At 61.0% G+C, this 14,451-nt stretch carries 12 protein-coding genes; 11 read left to right on the top strand and 1 reads right to left on the bottom strand.

All coding sequences use genetic code 11. The features are described 5' to 3' along the window. Positions 1-4: 4 nt before the first annotated feature. The 8 genes from pvcA (at position 5) to kefC (ending at position 11,735) form a co-directional block, all read left to right on the top strand. Positions 5-970 (top strand): L-tyrosine isonitrile synthase, encoded by a 966-nt coding sequence (gene pvcA, locus CRO23_RS20590; protein WP_079450074.1) that lies wholly within the window; start codon positions 5-7, stop codon positions 968-970. Between the two features lie 96 nt (positions 971-1,066). After that, positions 1,067-1,930: a TauD/TfdA dioxygenase family protein gene (locus tag CRO23_RS20585; RefSeq protein WP_016929131.1), complete on the top strand. Its 864-nt coding sequence runs from the start codon at positions 1,067-1,069 to the stop codon at positions 1,928-1,930. Between the two features lie 25 nt (positions 1,931-1,955). Beyond that, positions 1,956-3,215 carry a glycosyltransferase gene (locus tag CRO23_RS20580; RefSeq protein WP_097102777.1) on the top strand — a complete coding sequence of 420 codons (1,260 nt, stop codon included), beginning with the start codon at positions 1,956-1,958 and terminating at the stop codon, positions 3,213-3,215. A 263-nt stretch (positions 3,216-3,478) separates the two neighbouring features. Continuing rightward, positions 3,479-4,300 (top strand): 4-hydroxy-tetrahydrodipicolinate reductase, encoded by an 822-nt coding sequence (gene dapB / locus CRO23_RS20575; RefSeq protein ID WP_097102776.1) that lies wholly within the window; start codon positions 3,479-3,481, stop codon positions 4,298-4,300. 470 nt (positions 4,301-4,770) lie between these two features. Then, positions 4,771-5,919, top strand: a complete 1,149-nt coding sequence (gene carA / locus CRO23_RS20570) for a glutamine-hydrolyzing carbamoyl-phosphate synthase small subunit (RefSeq protein WP_071525950.1) — start codon at positions 4,771-4,773, stop codon at positions 5,917-5,919. Between the two features lie 16 nt (positions 5,920-5,935). Continuing rightward, a complete protein-coding gene (gene carB, locus CRO23_RS20565) occupies positions 5,936-9,160 on the top strand; it encodes a carbamoyl-phosphate synthase large subunit (RefSeq protein WP_016929127.1) in 3,225 nt (1,074 codons plus the stop codon). Between the two features lie 171 nt (positions 9,161-9,331). Next, a complete protein-coding gene (gene kefF / locus CRO23_RS20560; protein WP_016929126.1) occupies positions 9,332-9,889 on the top strand; it encodes a glutathione-regulated potassium-efflux system oxidoreductase KefF in 558 nt (185 codons plus the stop codon). Next, on the top strand, positions 9,882-11,735 hold the full coding sequence (kefC, locus tag CRO23_RS20555) for a glutathione-regulated potassium-efflux system protein KefC (protein ID WP_016929125.1): 1,854 nt from the start codon (positions 9,882-9,884) through the stop codon (positions 11,733-11,735). The genes kefF and kefC overlap by 8 nt, the downstream gene beginning before the upstream one ends. Before the next feature lie 32 nt (positions 11,736-11,767). Here kefC and CRO23_RS20550 read toward each other — a convergent pair whose 3' ends face one another. Further along, on the bottom strand, positions 11,768-12,382 hold the full coding sequence (locus tag CRO23_RS20550) for a LysE family translocator (protein WP_097102774.1): 615 nt from the start codon (positions 12,380-12,382) through the stop codon (positions 11,768-11,770). A gap of 128 nt (positions 12,383-12,510) precedes the next feature. Here CRO23_RS20550 and CRO23_RS20545 point away from each other — a divergent pair, with 128 nt between their 5' ends. The 3 genes from CRO23_RS20545 (at position 12,511) to folA (ending at position 14,404) form a co-directional block, all read left to right on the top strand. Next, entirely contained in the window at positions 12,511-13,317 is an 807-nt protein-coding gene (locus tag CRO23_RS20545) for a threonine/serine ThrE exporter family protein (protein ID WP_016929123.1), read from the top strand. After that, positions 13,314-13,778: a threonine/serine exporter gene (locus CRO23_RS20540; RefSeq protein WP_015376621.1), complete on the top strand. Its 465-nt coding sequence runs from the start codon at positions 13,314-13,316 to the stop codon at positions 13,776-13,778. Before CRO23_RS20545 ends, CRO23_RS20540 begins: the two co-directional genes overlap by 4 nt. Before the next feature lie 143 nt (positions 13,779-13,921). Further along, complete coding sequence (folA, locus tag CRO23_RS20535; protein WP_016929122.1) at positions 13,922-14,404, top strand: type 3 dihydrofolate reductase; 483 nt, start codon at positions 13,922-13,924, stop codon at positions 14,402-14,404. The last annotated feature ends 47 nt before the right edge of the window (positions 14,405-14,451 follow it).

Raw genomic sequence — 14,451 nt, 5'->3', positions numbered from 1 at the left:
CATTGTGGACAGCGCTCAGAAAGAAGAAATATCGTTAAAGATCCTACGTGAATTATTGCAATACCGCCGCCGTTTCCCCGGCGACGACACCTCGATCGCTGAAGAAGAACGGCGGGTCACTCAGGTGCAATTGCCGCGCATTCGGGCATTCATCGAAAACGAGCAACGTATCGAATTCGTGCTGCCGGCCTTCCCGACCAAGTCGCCCAACACCAACAAGGTGATCGGCGCGGTGCCGGACATGGCGGAGCGGCTGTCGCTGATCTTCCTCAACTCGCTATGCCAGCGCATTCAACTCTACTACCCGCCGGGTGCGCATATCGTTATCTGCTCCGATGGCCACGTGTTCGGCGATCTGATCCGCGTCAGTGACGAAGCGATCAACCGCTATCAGCGCGAAATTGAAAACCTGCTGCATGAAGTGGGCGCGACGCATCTCAGCGTATTCAACCTCGGCGACGTCAAAGGCCTGGCCGAACATACCGATGATTACGATCTGCTGCGCCAACTGTTGGTGGAGGGCTATGCCGAATCGGAAGAGGCGATCAAACAGCAGTTGATGCAGGACGAACAGGGCCTCTTGCTGTACCGCGCCATCACGCGCTTCCTGTATGAAGACAGCCAACTGCCGGGCTACAGCGGTTCCAACGCCGCGCTGCAGAAAGACGCCAAACAGCGCGCCTGCGGAGTGATCCAGCGCAGCTGGGCCTGGGGCAATCTGCTGGCGCAGCATTTCCCGGCGGCGATCCGCCTGTCGATTCACCCGCAGCCGGTCGACAGCCTGAAAATGGGCATCCACATGATGCCGACCAAAGACGATTGGCTGACGCCGTGGCATGGCGTGGCAGCCAACGTGAACGGCCAGTTCGTGCTGATGAAGCGTAAAGACGCGCAGAGCCTGGACGGCGAATTGGTGGCGATCCGCGGCACGCCGAGCCATTACCTGATCGAACAACCGCAGATGGCCTGAGGCCGCTGCAGGCTTTTGCGCCCGAAATCCTGGCGGACGCGTTTTTGACGGCACGTTGCCGTGTGAGCAGCACATTCGATGCAAGGAGAATCACCGATGAATAACCAACCGCTTAATTGCCATATTCAACCGAATACCCCGTTTGGCGCGATCCTGACGCCGCAGCATCCGGGGCAAAAGATCGGCGAACTGCCGGTGGCAGCGCTGCGGGCGCTGGCGCAGGAACATCACTTGCTGGTGCTGCGCGGATTCGACTCCGGTTTCAGCGATGGAGAGGTTCTGACGCGCTACGCCGAGCAGTGGGGCGAGATCATGATGTGGCCGTTCGGCGCGGTGCTGGACGTGAAGGAACATCCGGACGCCAAGGATCATATTTTCGACAGCAGCTACGTCCCGCTGCATTGGGATGGCATGTATAAGCCGACTATTCCCGAATTCCAGCTGTTCCACTGCGTGGCGGCGCCGTCGCCGGACGAAGGCGGGTGCACTACCTTCGTCGATACCACGCGGCTGCTGGCCAATGCGGACGAAGCGTTGCTGGATCAGTGGCTGTCGGTCTCGATCACCTACCGCATCAAGCAGGTGGTGCATTACGGCGGTGAAGTCTGTTCGCCGCTGGTGGTGCAGCACCCGAACGGCAGAGGATTGATCATGCGCTACAATGAACCGCCGACGGAAGGGAAAAAATTCCTCAATCAACATGCGCTGGAATATCACGGTGTGCCGGAACAACAGCAGGAACAGTTCCACCACACTCTGCAGCAGCATCTGTACGATCCGCGTCACTATTATGCTCATCAGTGGCAACAGGGCGACGTGGTGGTGGCGGACAACTTCTCGCTGCTGCACGGCCGCGAGGGCTTTACCGCCCGTTCCGCGCGTCATTTGCAGCGCGTGCATATTCAAAGCAATCCGGTGTGCGCCAATCTGGCGCTGAAGCCGGCCAACGCAGAAGCTTAAAAGGAGCATTATGGCAAGGATACTGATGGCGGCGGTCGCCACTCCGGGGCACGTCTACCCGATGTTAGCCATTGCTCGCCACCTGATCGCCCAAGGGCATCAGGTGCGGGTGATGACCGGCGCGCTGTTCCGCGAACGCGCCGAAGCGGCTGGGGCGAGCTTCGTGCCGTTCGACGCGCAGGTGGACTTCGACTATCGCCACCTGGAGGCGCATTTCCCCGAGCGCGCCGCGCTGCCGCCGGGCAACGCGCAGATGGCGCTGGCGCTGAAAGATTTCTTCGCCGCGCCGATCCCACTGTTGGATCGTCAGCTGCGTGCGGCTATCGCCGCCGAAAAGACCGATCTGCTGATGGTGGAGAACTGCTTCTACGGCGTGCTGCCGCTGTTGCAGTCCGCCGAACGGCCGCCGGTCTTCGGGATCGGCGTCACGCCGCTGTCGTATTCTTCGCGCGACGCCATTTTCTATGGCCCGCGCATCCCGCCGGCGCTGCTGCCGCGGACGCTGACCCGTGAGCAGTTGGTGGATGAAGAAACGCGGGTGTTGCTTGATGAGGTGCAGCAAAGCTTTGATGCCGCACTGGTGCAGGCGGGCGGGCGGCCGCTGAATCGCCCGTTCACCGACGCGCTGATCGGCGGCTGCGAGCGTTTCCTGCAGTTGGCCACCACGGCGCTGGAATATGAGCGTGACGATCTGCCGAGCGGCGTGCGCTTCGTCGGCCCGCTGCGTAGCGGCGGCCAGCCGGCGGCGGAAGAAACGCTGTGGGAGGCAGACGATGATCGGCCGCTGGTGATCGTGTCTCAGGGCACGCTGGCCAATGTCGATCTGCATCAGCTAATCGTGCCGACGCTGCAAGCGCTGGCGCATCTGCCGGTGCGGGTGTTGGCCACCACCGGCGGGCGGGCGACGGAAGGCCTGATGGACGCGCTGCCGGGCAATGCCAGAGTGCGCGAGTTCATCTCCTTCGAACGCTGGCTGCCGGAGACGGCGCTGCTGATCACCAATGGCGGTTACGGTTCGATCAACTATGCGCTGAACAGCGGCGTGCCGCTGATCGTCGCTGGCACGGGCGAAGACAAACTGGAGGCGGCCGCGCGCGTGGTCGCCGCCGGCTGCGGCATCAGCCTGCACACCAGCACGCCGAGCCCTGAACAGATCCTGGCGGCGGCGACGCGCATTCTGCAGCAGCCGATCTATCGACAACGCGCAGCGCTGGTGCGTGAGGACTATGCCCGCCACGATGCGCTGACGGCGATCGCCAACGAAGTGGCCGCCATTACCGCCTGACCACGCTGTGATCCTTTCCCCAGGCGCCGTTTTCGGCGCCTTTTTTCTGCATTTTTTTGTCATGGAAACTGCATGATTATGTACAATCGTCGCAGGCCGCCAAATCGGTTGAATGTTAATCTCACGACAGCGCCGCTGATAAAAGCGGGGGAATATCATAATTTTCTAATTATGAAATGAATCCTCTGGCGACGCTGAAGCGGGGCAGTTACCCTGAATCGATAGCCTAATGGGATAGGCGTCAAATCAAGAAGAGAGCAAGCATGAGTGATTCACAAATCCGCATTGCGATTGCGGGCGCCGGCGGCCGGATGGGCCGTCAGTTGATCCAGGCGGTGCAGCAGGCGGAAGGCGTGGTGTTGGGCGCGGCGCTGTCGCGCCCGGGTTCAAGCCTGATCGGCGTCGACGCCGGCGAGCTGGCGGGCATTGGCGCGCTGGGCGTTAAGGTAAGCGACAGCCTGGAGAAAGTGGCGAGCGAGTTCGACATTTTGATCGACTTCACCCGCCCGGAAAGCACCCGGAGCTACCTGGATTTTTGCGTGGCGCACCACAAGGCGATGGTGATTGGCACCACCGGCTTCGATGACGCCGGCAAGCAGGCGATCCGCGCTGCGGCGCAGCACATCGGCATCGTGTTCGCCGCCAACTTCAGCGTCGGCGTCAACCTGGTGCTGAAACTGCTGGAGAAGGCCGCGCAGGTGATGGGCGACTACACCGACATCGAAATCGTTGAGGCGCACCACCGCCACAAAGTGGATGCGCCGTCGGGCACGGCGTTGGCCATGGGCGAAGCGATCGCCGGCGCGCTGGGGCGCGATCTGAAAAACTGTGCGGTCTATGCGCGCGAAGGCCATACCGGCGAACGCGATCCGAAAAGCATCGGCTTTGCCACCATTCGTGCCGGCGACATCGTCGGCGAGCACACCGCGATGTTCGCCGACATCGGTGAACGGGTGGAAATCACCCATAAGGCCTCCAGCCGCATGACTTTCGCCAGCGGCGCGGTGCGCGCGGCGGCCTGGCTGCATAACCGGAATAAAGGTTTGTTTGATATGCGAGACGTATTGAATTTGGACCAGTTATAATTGATTTGCATACCATCGTGATGTGGTTGTATTGGTCATAATGCTATGATAATCGGGCAATAATTTTATTGTCCTTTTTTTTAACATGATAAATATCATGTTGGCTTTGTTTTATTGTCAAAGATGTTATTTATCTATATTTACTTTGCTAATCATCTCCTTTTTTTCCACTCTCGGTTTTTTTAGCGTCTTTTTTGTTCCATTCCGGCGCCGTTTTCCGTCATTCTTCCCCGCAACCGTTTTCCAGCCCCGGTTTTCTGTGTTTTTATCGGCGCTCAAGCCGCATGCGCGCCGAGAACTGCAAAAATAAAACAAAAAACGGCAGTTTGGGTAGACAAGCCAGGCACTCATCATTAAAATGCGCCCAATTTGCCAAAAATTGGCCTCGCGGACGGTTTTTGCATTGATTTAGATCGCGATATCTGAATTAATATGCAAATATTGTGATTGATTATTCCTTGGAGGGTGTTTTGATAAAGTCAGCGCTATTGGTTCTGGAAGACGGAACCCAATTCCACGGTCGGGCCATCGGGGCAGAGGGAACGGCAGTGGGGGAAGTGGTCTTCAATACGTCGATGACCGGTTATCAAGAAATCCTCACTGATCCTTCCTATTCCCGCCAGATCGTTACTCTTACTTATCCTCATATCGGCAATGTCGGCACCAATGCTTCCGACGAAGAATCCTCCGCAGTACACGCCCAAGGCCTCGTCATTCGCGACCTCCCGCTGATCGCCAGCAACTACCGCAACGAAGAAAGCCTGTCCGACTACCTCAAGCGTCACAACATCGTGGCGATCGCCGATATCGATACCCGCAAATTGACCCGCCTGCTGCGCGAGAAGGGTGCCCAGAACGGCTGCATCATCGCCGCCGATTCGCCGGACGCCGCGCTGGCCCTGGCCAAGGCGCAAGGTTTCCCGGGGTTGAAGGGGATGGATCTGGCGAAAGAGGTCACCACCCAAGAGGCCTACAGCTGGCAGCAAGGCAGCTGGACGCTTGAAGGCGACCTGCCCGAAGCCAAAACCGCCGCGGAACTGCCATTCCACGTGGTGGCTTACGACTACGGCGCCAAGCGCAACATCCTGCGCATGCTGGTGGATCGCGGCTGTCGCCTGACCGTGGTGCCGGCGCAGACCCCGGCCGACGACGTGCTGAAAATGAATCCGGACGGCATCTTCCTGTCCAACGGCCCGGGCGACCCGGAGCCGTGCGACTACGCCATCACCGCCATCAAACAGTTCCTGGAAACCGACATTCCGGTGTTCGGCATCTGCCTGGGCCATCAGCTGCTGGCGCTGGCCAGCGGGGCGAAAACCATGAAGATGAAGCTCGGCCACCACGGCGGCAACCACCCGGTGAAGGATCTGGACAACAACACCGTGATGATCACCGCGCAGAACCACGGCTTTGCGGTAGATGAAAACAACCTGCCGGCGAACCTGCGCGTGACGCACAAATCGCTGTTCGACCATACGGTGCAGGGCATTCACCGCACCGACAAGGCGGCGTTCAGCTTCCAGGGCCACCCGGAAGCCAGCCCAGGCCCGCACGACGCTGCGCCGCTGTTCGATCACTTTATCGAACTGATTGAGACTTACCGTTCTAACGCCAAATAATCAGGAGCAGTAAAAAATGCCAAAACGTACAGACATAAAAAGCATCCTGATCCTCGGCGCGGGTCCGATCGTTATCGGCCAGGCGTGTGAGTTCGACTACTCGGGCGCCCAGGCGTGTAAAGCGCTGCGCGAAGAGGGTTACCGCGTCATTCTGGTCAACTCCAACCCGGCGACCATCATGACCGACCCGGAGATGGCCGACGCGACCTACATTGAGCCGATCCACTGGGAAGTGGTGCGCAAGATCATCGAAAAAGAGCGCCCGGATGCGGTGCTGCCGACCATGGGCGGCCAGACGGCGCTGAACTGCGCGCTGGAGCTGGAGCGCCAGGGCGTGCTGGCCGAGTTCGGCGTTACCATGATCGGCGCCACCGCCGATGCGATTGACAAGGCCGAAGACCGTCGCCGTTTCGATGTGGCGATGAAGAAAATCGGTCTGGATACCGCGCGTTCCGGCATCGCGCACACCATGGAAGAAGCGCTGGCGGTAGCCGCTGACGTCGGCTTCCCGTGCATCATCCGCCCTTCCTTTACCATGGGCGGCACCGGCGGCGGCATTGCCTACAACCGCGAAGAGTTCGAAGAGATCTGCGAACGCGGCCTGGACCTGTCGCCGACCAACGAGCTGCTGATCGATGAATCGCTGATCGGTTGGAAAGAATACGAGATGGAAGTGGTGCGTGATAAGAACGACAACTGCATCATCGTCTGCTCCATCGAAAACTTCGACGCTATGGGCATCCACACCGGCGACTCGATCACCGTCGCGCCGGCCCAGACCCTGACCGACAAGGAATACCAAATCATGCGCAACGCCTCGATGGCGGTGCTGCGTGAGATCGGCGTCGAAACCGGCGGCTCCAACGTGCAGTTCTCGGTTAACCCGAAAACCGGCCGCCTGATCGTTATCGAAATGAACCCGCGCGTGTCGCGCTCTTCGGCGCTGGCGTCGAAAGCCACCGGCTTCCCAATTGCCAAGATCGCCGCCAAGCTGGCGGTGGGCTATACCCTCGATGAGTTGATGAACGACATCACCGGCGGCCGCACCCCGGCGTCGTTCGAACCGTCCATCGACTATGTCGTAACCAAGATCCCGCGCTTCAACTTCGAGAAGTTCTCCGGCGCCAACGATCGCCTGACCACCCAGATGAAGTCGGTCGGCGAAGTGATGGCCATCGGCCGCACCCAGCAGGAGTCGCTGCAGAAAGCGCTGCGTGGTCTGGAAGTGGGCGCCACCGGCTTCGATCCGAAAGTGAGCCTGGACGATCCGGAAGCGCTGACCAAAATCCGCCGCGAGCTGAAAGACGCCGGTTCCGACCGCATTTGGTACATCGCCGACGCCTTCCGCGCCGGTTTGTCGGTTGACGGCGTTTTCAACCTGACCAACGTCGACCGTTGGTTCCTGGTGCAGATTGAAGAGCTGGTGCGCCTGGAAGAGCAGGTGGCCGAGGCGGGCATCAACGGCCTGAACAAAGACTTCCTGCGCACTCTGAAGCGCAAAGGCTTCGCCGATGCGCGTCTGGCCAAGCTGGCCGGCGTCGCCGAGAGCGAAATTCGCAAGCTGCGCCACAGCTACGGCCTGCATCCGGTATACAAGCGCGTGGATACCTGCGCGGCGGAATTCGCCACCGACACCGCCTACATGTACTCCACCTATGAAGAAGAGTGTGAGTCCAACCCGACCAACGACCGGCCGAAAGTGATGGTGCTGGGCGGCGGGCCGAACCGTATCGGCCAGGGCATTGAGTTTGACTACTGCTGCGTGCACGCTTCGCTGGCGCTGCGTGAAGACGGCTACGAGACCATCATGGTCAACTGTAACCCGGAAACCGTCTCCACCGACTACGACACCTCGGACCGCCTGTACTTTGAGCCGGTAACGCTGGAAGACGTGCTGGAAATCGTGCGCATCGAGAAACCGAAAGGCGTGATCGTGCAGTATGGCGGCCAGACCCCGCTGAAGCTGGCGCGCGAGCTGGAAGCCGCAGGCGTGCCGATCATTGGCACCAGCCCGGACGCCATCGACCGCGCCGAAGACCGCGAACGCTTCCAGCAGGCGGTCAACCGTCTGGGCCTGAAGCAGCCGGCCAACGCCACCGTCACCGCCATCGAGCAGGCGGTCGAGAAGGCGGCGGGCATCGGTTATCCGCTGGTGGTGCGTCCTTCCTACGTGTTGGGCGGCCGGGCGATGGAAATCGTCTACGACGAAACCGACCTGCGCCGCTACTTCCAGACTGCGGTCAGCGTATCCAACGATGCGCCGGTGCTGCTCGATCGCTTCCTGGACGACGCGGTGGAAGTGGACGTTGATGCCATCTGCGACGGCGAACGCGTGCTGATTGGCGGCATCATGGAGCACATCGAGCAGGCGGGCGTGCACTCCGGCGACTCCGCGTGTTCGCTGCCGGCGTACACCCTGAGCCAGGAAATTCAGGACGTGATGCGTCGCCAGGTGGAAAAACTGGCGTTCGAGCTGCAGGTGCGCGGCCTGATGAACGTGCAGTTCGCGGTGAAAGACAACGAAGTCTACCTGATTGAAGTCAACCCGCGCGCCGCGCGCACCGTGCCGTTCGTGTCCAAAGCGACCGGCGTGCCGCTGGCCAAAGTGGCCGCGCGCGTGATGGCGGGCAAAACGCTGGTCGAGCAGGGCGTGACCGAAGAGATCATCCCGCCGTACTATTCGGTGAAAGAAGTGGTGCTGCCGTTCAACAAATTCCCGGGCGTCGACCCGATTTTGGGGCCGGAAATGCGCTCTACCGGGGAAGTGATGGGCGTGGGCCGCACCTTCGCGGAAGCCTTCTCCAAAGCGATGTTGGGCAGCAACTCGGGCATGAAGAAACAGGGCCGCGCGCTGCTGTCGGTGCGCGAAGGCGACAAGGCTCGCGTGGTCGATTTGGCCGCCAGCCTGCTGAAGCAGGGCTTCGAGCTGGACGCCACCCACGGCACCGCGGTGGTGCTGGGCGAAGCGGGCATCAACCCGCGCCTGGTCAACAAGGTGCACGAAGGGCGTCCGCACATTCAGGACCGTATCAAGAACGGCGAGTACACTTACATCGTCAACACCACGGCAGGCCGTCAGGCGATTGAGGACTCCAAGCTGATTCGCCGCAGCGCCCTGCAGTACAAGGTGCACTACGACACCACGCTGAACGGCGGCTTCGCCACCGCGATGGCGCTGAAAGCGGATCCGACCGAGCAGGTTACATCGGTGCAGGAAATGCACGCGCGTATCGGTAAGTAACCGCGCGATAACGCAACGTAAGGGGCGCTGCAGATGCAGCGCCCTTTTTTATTCAGCGAATTTGTCGGCTGGCGTTAAAAATTTCCGCTATCAATCAGTGGGCAAACTGTCACTCTGTGTGATTGGTATATGCTTGGTGTATTGGCAAGGAACGAAGGAACGACGATAACAATGATTCTGATAATTTATGCTCACCCGTATCCCCGGCATTCGCATGCCAATCACCGCCTGCTGCAGGCGGTGAGGGATCTCCCCGAGGTGGAGGTGCGCTCGCTGTATGAGCTGTACCCCGATTTCAATATCGACATCAACGCCGAGCAGCGGGCGGTGGAACGCGCCGACCTGGTGGTGCTGCAACATCCGATGCAGTGGTACAGCTTCCCGCCGTTGTTGAAACTGTGGATCGACAAAGTGCTGGAGCACGGCTGGGCCTACGGCCACGACGGCAATGCGCTGGTGGGTAAAGACTGCCTGTGGGCGGTGACCAGCGGCGGCGACGAGCACCACTTCGAGCTGGGCGATTTCCCCAACTTCGCCGCGCTGGCGCAGCCGCTGCAGGCCACGGCGATCTATTGCGGCATGACCTGGCTGCCTTATTTCGCCGTGCACAATACCTTTACCTGCAACGAGCCGGCGCTGCTCGCCGCCGGCGAAGCCTACCGCCAGCGGCTGGTCGACTATCTGATGGAACATGCCGAAGCGGAAACCCGGGAGGCCAGCCATGGATAATCACCACATGATGATCGAGGGGCTGATCTATCTCGGCTCCGCGGCGCTGTTTGTGCCGATCGCGGTGCGCCTGGGACTGGGCTCGGTGCTCGGTTACCTGATCGCCGGCTGCATCATTGGCCCCTGGGGGCTGAAGCTGGTGTCCGACGCCGAGTCGATCCTGACCTTCGCCGAGATCGGCGTGGTGCTGATGTTGTTTATCATCGGCCTGGAGCTGGATCCCAAACGGCTGTGGACGCTGCGCGCCTCGGTGTTCGGCGGCGGCAGCATTCAGATGGTGGGCTGCGGCCTGGCGCTGAGCGCCTTCTGTTACTTCCTCGGCCTTAACTGGAAGGTGGCGTTGCTGATTGGCCTGACGCTGGCGCTCTCATCCACCGCCATCGCCATGCAGGCGATGAGCGAACGCAATCTGACGCCGTCGCCGATCGGCCGCAGCGCGTTTGCGGTGCTGCTGTTCCAGGATATCGCGGCGATCCCGCTGGTGGCGATGATCCCGCTGTTGGCCAGCAGTGGCGCCACCACCACGCTGGGCGCTTTCATGTTGTCGGCGGCCAAGGTGGTGGGCGCGTTGACGATGGTGGTGTTGCTCGGCCGCTACGTCACCCGTCCGCTGCTGCACTTCGTCGCCCGTTCGGGCATGCGCGAAGTGTTCAGCGCCGTGGCGTTGTTCCTGGTGTTCGGCTTCGGCATCCTGCTGGAGATGGCCGGGCTGTCGATGGCGATGGGGGCGTTCCTCGCCGGGGTGCTGTTGGCGAGCTCTGAATACCGCCACGCGCTGGAGAGCGATATTCAGCCGTTCAAGGGACTGCTGCTGGGGCTGTTCTTCATCGGCGTCGGCATGTCGATCGACTTCGGCACGCTGTTCCATCATCCGTTGCTGATCGCCTCGCTGCTGCTGGGCTTTATGCTGATCAAGGCGGCGTTGCTGTGGCTGATTGGGCCGCTGCTCGGCGTGCCGAAGCGCCAGCGCGGCCTGTTCGCCATTCTGCTGGGGCAGGGCAGTGAGTTCGCCTTCGTGATCTTCAGCGCCGCGCAGCTGGCCGGCGTCTTGCCGGTTGAATGGGCCAAGTCGCTGACGCTGGCGGTGGCGCTGTCGATGGCGGCCACGCCGCTGCTGTTGGTGATCGCCGCGCAGCTGGAAAAAAATGCGCCGAAAGAGGATCGCCCGGCTGACGTCATTGATGACGAGAACGCCAGCGTGATCATCGCCGGCTTCGGCCGTTTCGGCCAGATCGCCGGTCGTTTACTGTTGGCCAACGGCGTGCACACCGTGGTACTGGATCACGATCCGGACCATATCGAAACGCTGCGTAAATTCGACACCAAGGTGTTCTACGGCGACGCCACGCGCGCCGATCTGCTGGAGGCCGCCGGCGCCGCTCACGCCAAGGTGCTGATCAACGCCATCGACGACGTGGAAGACAGCCTGGCGTTAACCGAGCTGGCCAGACAGCACTTCCCGCATCTTAAGGTGGTGGCGCGGGCGCGCGACGTCGATCACTGGTATCAGCTGCGGCAACTGGGGGTGGAAAAACCGGAGCGCGAAACCTTTGAAAGCTCGCTGCGCATCGGCCGCGAGACGCTGGAGTTGCTGGGGCTGGACGCCTATGAGGCGCGCGAGAAAGCGGACACGTTCCGTCGCTACAACCTGAAGATGCTGGAAGACACGCTGGATAATTATCAGGATACCGAGTTCCGCATCGCCAGCCTGCAGCGGGCCAAGGAGATGCTCAGCGCGGCCATCGAGCAGGATCAGAATCGGTTGGCGCGGGTGCAGCAGACCGGCTGGCGCGGCAGCATCGACGGCAAGGCGCCGGAGGATGAAGTGGTGGAAGCCAAAGGATAACCGCAGGGGCGCCGTGATGGCGCCCCTTTTGCTTAGCTCAGCGCGACCTTGATGCCTAAGGCGATCAACATGCCGCCCAGCAATTTGTCGACGATCTTCTGCGTCTTTTCCAGCCCGCGGCGCACCGGCCCGCTCTGGATCAGGAACACCAGCAGCGGCCACCAGATGACCGACAGGCCGAGAATAATCCCCGCGTACCATAGCTTGTCCCCCAGACCGGAATCGATCTGCAGCACTTGGGTGAAGACCGCCAGGAAGAACAGGGTGGCTTTCGGGTTCAGCAGGTTGCACAGGTAGCCTTGCGCAAAGGCGCTCTTCAGGCTGACCCGCTGTTGCGGCAGATTGTTGACGTTCATTTTTCCGCCGCCGCGCGACAGCAGCGCCTGGATGCCGATCCACACCAGATAGACCGCCCCGGCGTATTTCAGCAGGTTGAACAGCCACGGCGTGGTGGTGATCACCACCGCCAGCCCGGCGACGCAGTAGGACATGTGGGTGGCGACGCCGCAGATCACGCCGAAGGCGGTCATCATGGCGGCCAGCCGCGGGTAGCGGGCGGCGTTTTTGATCACCAGGAAAAAATCCGGGCCGGGGGAGAGCATGCCGAGGGCGGCAATGCCGGCGACGAACAACGAAGTTTCAAGCATGGGAGACGTCTCGCGCAAAAGGCAGCAATCTGGCGATAATAACGCCGCTTCCTCTGATGCGCATCAACCCAATGAGGTATTGTTAGGCTCTATGATAATAATTCATCTCCCGCCAGCGACGGAGCACCATGCAGCAGACGACCACTACCGCCACAGACAGGCCGGAACCGCACCGGCAACAACGCGAAATCACCCGACTGTGCATTCAATGCGCGCTGCTGCTGTTGCAGCACGGCGCCGAGAGCACGGTGGTGGAACAGCTGTCGACCCGCCTGGGGCTGGCGCTGGGGATGGACAGCGTGGAAAGCTCGATCTCCGCCAATGCGGTGGTGTTGACCACTCTTAGCCATGGCGCCTGCCTGACCACCACCCGCAAGAACGTCGATCGCGGCATCAATATGCAGGTGGTGACCGAAGTGCAGCATATCGTGATCCTCGCCGAGCATCGCCTGGCGGATGCGCACGACGTGGCGCGCCGCTTTGAAAGGATTCGGCCGCTGCGCTACCCGCGCTGGCTGGTGGTATTGATGGTGGGGCTGTCCTGCGGGTGCTTCAGCATGCTCAACGGCGGCGGCGGCGACGCCTTCCTGGTGACCTTTATCGCCAGCGGCGCGGCGATGCTGGTGCGCCAGATCCTCACCGCCCGCCAGATGAATCCGCTGATCAATTTTTGCCTGACGGCATTTGTCGCGACGTCGATCTCCGGGCTGCTGCTGCGCCTGCCGGCGTTTAAAGACACCTCGAGCGTGGCGATGGCCGCCAGCGTGTTGCTGCTGGTGCCGGGCTTCCCGCTGATCAACGCGGTGGCCGACATGTTCAAGGGGCACGTCAATACCGGACTGGCGCGCTGGGCGATGGCCAGCCTGCTGACGCTGGCGACCTGTATCGGCGTGGTGATGGCGATGTCGCTGTGGGATCTGCGGGGGTGGTCATGAATCTGCTGTGGGCATTGTTGCAGGAGATGCTGTTGGCGGCGGTGCCGGCGCTGGGCTTCGCCATGGTGTTTAACGTGCCGTTGCGCGCGCTGCGCTATTGCGCATTGCTCGGGGCTATCGGGCGCGGTTCGCGCATGCTGATGATGCATGCCGGCATGAACATTGAGTGGGCCTCGCTGTTGGCGGCGATCCTGATTGGCATCATCGGCATCTACTGGTCGCGCTGGCTGTTGGCGCATCCGAAGGTGTTCACCGTGGCGGCGGTGATCCCGATGTTCCCCGGCATTTCCGCCTATACCGCGATGATCACGGTGGTGGAGATCTCGCATCTGGGCTACAGCGAAGCCCTGATGGAGACCATGATCACCAACTTCCTCAAGGCCAGTTTCATCGTCGGCGCGTTGTCGATCGGCCTGTCGTTACCGGGCCTGTGGCTGTACCGCAAACGCCCCGGCGTGTGAAATCGCCCGGCGGGCGATCGTTGGTTATTAGATATACTGATAAGAGCTATCTTATATATTCATCTTGCTTGATTAGCCTATCGACGGCACTCAGGCCTTTACGTATAGTGTCACCAATTTTGCTGCCTACACAGGGTTAAACAATGATTATCAGCCTGATCGCTGCCTTGGCGGCGGATCGCGTTATTGGCATGGAAAACGCCATGCCGTGGCACCTGCCGGCGGACCTTGCGTGGTTTAAACGCAACACGTTGAATAAGCCGGTTATTATGGGCCGCAAGACCTTCGAGTCCATCGGCCGCCCGCTGCCGGGCCGCCACAATATCGTTTTGAGCAGCCGCCCGGGCAGCGAAGCCGGGGTGACCTGGGTAACCTCGCTGGATGAGGCGCTGGCCGCCGCGGGCGACGTGGAGGAAGTGATGGTGATCGGCGGTGGGCGCATCTATACCCAGCTGCTGCCGCGCGCCGACCGTCTGTACCTGACGCACATCGACGCCGAAGTCGGCGGCGATACCCACTTCCCGGATTACGAGCCGGACGAGTGGGAAACCACGTTCAGCGAATTCCACGACGCCGACAATCTGAACTCGCACAGCTACTGCTTCGAAATCCTGCAGCGCCGCTGATTTCAGCCCGTTAGCCAACTCTCCCGGGGGCGCAAGCAATTGCGCCC

It is taken from the genome of Serratia sp. JKS296 (assembly GCF_900215445.1).
GTDB lineage: Bacteria > Pseudomonadota > Gammaproteobacteria > Enterobacterales > Enterobacteriaceae > Serratia > Serratia marcescens.
Note: the sequence above shows the minus strand (reverse complement) of the source record. Positions and strands in the feature narration are given on the sequence as shown.